Source organism: Thermovirga sp. (assembly GCA_012523215.1).
Taxonomy (GTDB): Bacteria; Synergistota; Synergistia; order Synergistales; family Thermovirgaceae; genus 58-81.
Genome location: JAAYIZ010000224.1, coordinates 1 through 4,322, shown reverse-complemented (window position 1 = coordinate 4,322; position 4,322 = coordinate 1). Strand labels below are relative to the sequence as shown.

Genomic DNA, 4,322 nt, shown 5'->3' with positions numbered 1-4,322 from the left:
GGGGAAGGCTCTCTTCATCATCCGCTACAGGGCCAACAAGCCCTGGACCTTCAACACGGGCGACCTCTCCGTCGGGGGAAGGCGCCTGGAACGGGGCGACATCCTCACCGACAAGACTTTCATCGTGGAAGGAGACCTCCCGACCGGGACGGAGGGCATCCTTTCGGCCGCCGTGCCCCTGGAGAAGGCATCGCCCGGCAAGGCGACTACCCTCGCCTACCTGGAGGACTCCGTTGAATGGACGGTGCCCGCGAAATGACCGGGGATCATCTTTTTCGATGTGCCTCCTGCGGTGAGCGCTTCGCCAGCGGATGCCGCCCCTCCCGCTGCCCCGCCTGCGGAGCAAAGGCCTTCATCCACGAATCGGGTCCGCCCCTCGGCAAAGGATCGAAGGGCTGTTCCGGTTCCTGCTCGGGGTGCTCCGGTTGCCGGTTTTGAAAAAACCCCATGACGACCCGGTCGTGCTGGGTATCGAGACCAGTTGCGACGACACCGGAGTCGCTGTCCTGGGCTTCGATGGCGGGGTCAGATCATCCTTCCTCTCCAGCCAGGCCAAGGACCACGCCCTCTTTGGCGGGGTGGTGCCGGAGCTTGCCTCCAGGAAACACCAGGAGGCCATCATCCCCCTTTTGAGGGCGGCCCTTTCCGAAGCCGGGGTGGAGGACCCTTCAAGCCAAGTGGGGCTCGTGGCTGTAACCGCGGGACCGGGACTTATGGGATCGCTCCTCGTGGGCGTTATGACCGCCAAGGGTCTTTCCCAGTCCTGGGGTTGCCCCCTGGTGGGGGTCAATCACCTGGAGGGCCACGTATTCGCGAACCGTATAGCCCATGAAGATCTCAAAACGCCCTTCCTCTGCCTTATCGTTTCGGGCGGGCACACCGAGGTGATACTGGTGAAGGAGTGGGGCGACTACGCCCTCGTGGGGAGGACCAGGGATGATGCCGCCGGCGAATGCTACGACAAAGTGGCCAAGATGCTGGGGCTTCCCTACCCGGGCGGACCCGAGGTGGACCGGCTCGCTGCCGCGGGCGACCCCGATTCCTTCGACTTTCCGGTGCCCCTGGGCTCCACCGGGCGGGTGGAGTTCAGCTTCAGCGGCCTCAAAACCGCCGTGCTATGGGCTGTGAACAGGATAAAGAGCGAGGGCGGAAGCATCCCCCTGGCCGATATTTGCGCCTCCTTTCAGAGGGCGGCCGTTGCGGCGCTGCTGGGAAAGGTGGTTCTGGCATCGAAGATGACCGGCGTCGGAAGGGTCTGCCTTTCCGGCGGCGTGTCGGCCAACTCGGCCCTCAGGAAGGCCTTCAGGGATCATTTCGGGAGCAATGTCTTCCTCCCTCCCCCGGAACTTTGCACCGACAACGCCTCGATGATAGCCGCCGCGGGGCTGTTCAACTTCCGAAAGTCAGGACCGTCGGGGCTGGATCTCTCGCCGGATCCCTCGGCTCCGCTGACCGAAGAAATAATGAGAAATGAAATAAGCTAGAGAAAAATAGCGAAAATACTGCTTTTTCGGCATTATTTCCCCCTAAAAGATGGTCAGACCCCTTGAGATTGAAAGCCCAGCCGATTAATATCATTCGCGGTCATTTAGCACTCGATGCGTTTGAGTGCTAACATATTTTCAACACATGTCCGTAGGGAGGGGTAGTGAAATGCAGTTGAAACCGCTCGGTGACAGGATAGTCGTGAAGGTCCTCACCCAGGAGGAGAAGACAAAGGGGGGTATCGTGATCCCCGATACCGCCAAGGAGAAACCCCAGGAGGGGGAAGTCCTGGCCATCGGATCCGGGAGGGTTCTTGAGAACGGGCAGAAGCTCCCGCTCGAGGTCAAAAAGGGCGACAAGATACTTTTCAGCAAGTACGGCGGCACCGAAGTCAAGATCGAAGGCGAAGATCTGCTCATTCTCAGCGAGCGCGATATCCTCGCCATCCTTGAGAAGTAGTCCGGACCCATATTTTTCCTGAAGAGCCAGGAAGGAGGAAGTATAAAAATGCCAAAGATTCTTATTTTTGGAGAAGAAGCCCGCAGGGCCCTAGAGCGCGGGATCAACAAGGTCACCGATACCGTGGGCAGCACCCTGGGACCCAAGGGTCGCAACGTGGTGCTCGAGAAGAAGTTCGGCTCGCCGACGATAACCAACGACGGCGTGACCATCGCCAAGGAGGTCGAACTCGAGGATCCCTTCGAGAACATGGGAGCCCAGCTGCTCAAGGAAGTGGCCTCCAAGACCAACGACATAGCCGGCGACGGCACCACCACCGCTACCGTCCTCGCCAGGGCCATCATACTCGAGGGCATGAAGAACGTGGCCGCCGGCGCCAACGGCGCCCTTATGCGCCATGGCATAGAGAAGGCCGTCGACCTGGTGGTCGACGAACTGAAGTCCATGGCTCTCAACGTCAAGGAGCGGGAGAAGATCGCCCAGGTAGCCGCCATCTCCGCCAATGACCGCGCCGTCGGCGAGCTGATTGCCGAGGCCATGGAGAAGGTCGGGGAAGAGGGGGTCATCACCGTCGAGGACAGCCAGACCGTCGGCACCACCCTGGAGATGGTCGAGGGACTTCAGTTCGACAAGGGCTACGTGAGCCCCTACATGATGACCGATCCCGAACGCATGGAAGCCCACCTGGAGGATATCTACATCCTCATCAACGATGGCAAGATCAACAGCGTCAAGGACATGGTCCCCCTGCTCGAGAAGGTGGTCCAGACCGGCAAACCTCTCCTGATCATCGCCGAGGATGTCGAGGGTGAAGCCCTTGCGACCCTAGTGGTTAACAAGCTCCGCGGGACGATGCAGGTCGTCGCGGTGAAGGCCCCCGGCTTCGGTGACCGTCGCAAGGCGATGCTCCAGGATATTTCCATCGTGACCGGCGGACAGGTCATCTCCGAGGAGATCGGCCTCAAACTGGAGAATGCCGATCTCTCCATGCTCGGCAGGGCCAAGAAGGTCCGCGTTACCAAGGAAGAGACCACCATAGTCGAGGGCGCCGGTGATTCCGACGCCATCAGGAAGCGCGCCGCCCAGATCAAGGCCGAGCTGGAAGATTCCACTTCCGAGTACGACAAGGAGAAACTCCAGGAGCGCCTCGCGAAACTGGTGGGCGGAGTAGCCGTCATCCAGGTTGGGGCCGCCACCGAGACGGAGCAGAAGGAACTGAAGCACCGGATCGAGGATGCCCTCAACGCTACCAGGGCGGCCGTCGAAGAAGGTATCGTCGCTGGAGGCGGTGTGGCCCTGATCAACGCCATCGAACCCCTCGACAAGTTCATCGGGAACCTCGAAGGCGACGAGAAGACCGGCGCGACCATCGTCAAAAAGGCCCTGATCTCGCCGATCCACCTGATCGCCGCCAATGCCGGGTTCCAGGGCGACGTGGTGGTCGAGAAGGTGCACAGCCTTAAGAAGGGATTCGGTTTCAACGCCATGACCGGCGAGTACGAGGACATGATCAAGTCCGGCATCATCGACCCGGTCAAGGTTACCAGGAGCGCCCTTCAGAACGCTGGCTCAATAGCCTCTATGGTCCTCACCACGGAGACGCTCCTCGCCGAAAAACCCAAGAAGGAGAGCGATATGCCCGCAATGCCCGGTGGCATGGGTGGCATGGGCGGCATGGATTATTAATCGACCCTCTGGCATGAAGGGCCCCCGCGGGGGCCCTTTTTTATTGCAAGCGGCCGCGTCCCGGTTCTGATAAACTTATATCGTGAGGGGTGATCCTTTTGCATCCAGGAGCGCGGAAGACCATAGTCATTATCGATTTCGGCTTTTCACAAAGCCAACTGATTGCCAGGAAGGTCCGGGAAAAGGGTGTCTTCAGCGAGGTGGTCCCCTGGGATGCCGGTTACGAGTCCATCATGGGCAGGAACCCTTCGGGCCTGATCCTCGTCGGAGGCCCGGAGATGGTCCTCGATAAGGAGCCTCCTGCAGTCCCCGAAGGATTGCTCGACGGAAGTGTCCCCGTCCTCGGCATCTGTTACGGCATGCCGTTGATCTCCAGGCTTTTGGGCGGCGAGGTCGCCCGTGGGAAGCCCGTCGGGTCCGCAAGGGTGAGAATCCTCGTCGAAAGGGATGGAGGCGCCCTCCTGGGGGGGCTTCCCAGCGAATTCGAGGTCTGGATGAGCCACCGGGACCGCGTCGTATCGCTCCCTCCGGGGTTTGCAGTCACTGCCCGGAGCGAGTCGGGCATGATTGCGGGTTTCGAAGGCTCCAACTCCAGGATATCGGCCGTGCAGTTTCTGCCGGAGTCGGCCCAGGCACCGGGAGGGACGGACCTGTTGTCCAACTTCCTCTTCGGGATCTGCCGGTGCGAAAAG

5 protein-coding genes are annotated in these 4,322 nt (G+C 60.6%); all 5 read left to right on the top strand.

Going from position 1 to position 4,322, the window contains the following annotated elements:
* A partial coding sequence (locus GX108_06410; GenBank protein ID NLO56667.1) for a hypothetical protein occupies positions 1–259 on the top strand: 259 nt, incomplete at its 5' end.
* A gap of 52 nt (positions 260–311) precedes the next feature.
* Positions 312–1,484 (top strand): tRNA (adenosine(37)-N6)-threonylcarbamoyltransferase complex transferase subunit TsaD, encoded by a 1,173-nt coding sequence (gene tsaD / locus GX108_06405; GenBank protein NLO56666.1) that lies wholly within the window; start codon positions 312–314, stop codon positions 1,482–1,484.
* Between the two features lie 169 nt (positions 1,485–1,653).
* The gene (locus GX108_06400; protein NLO56665.1) at positions 1,654–1,944 is read left to right on the top strand and encodes a co-chaperone GroES; all 291 of its coding nucleotides are present in this window, start codon (positions 1,654–1,656) and stop codon (positions 1,942–1,944) included.
* Between the two features lie 48 nt (positions 1,945–1,992).
* Complete coding sequence (gene groL / locus GX108_06395) at positions 1,993–3,630, top strand: chaperonin GroEL (protein ID NLO56664.1); 1,638 nt, start codon at positions 1,993–1,995, stop codon at positions 3,628–3,630.
* A gap of 98 nt (positions 3,631–3,728) precedes the next feature.
* On the top strand, positions 3,729–4,322 hold a 594-nt coding region (gene guaA / locus GX108_06390; GenBank protein NLO56663.1), incomplete at its 3' end, for a glutamine-hydrolyzing GMP synthase.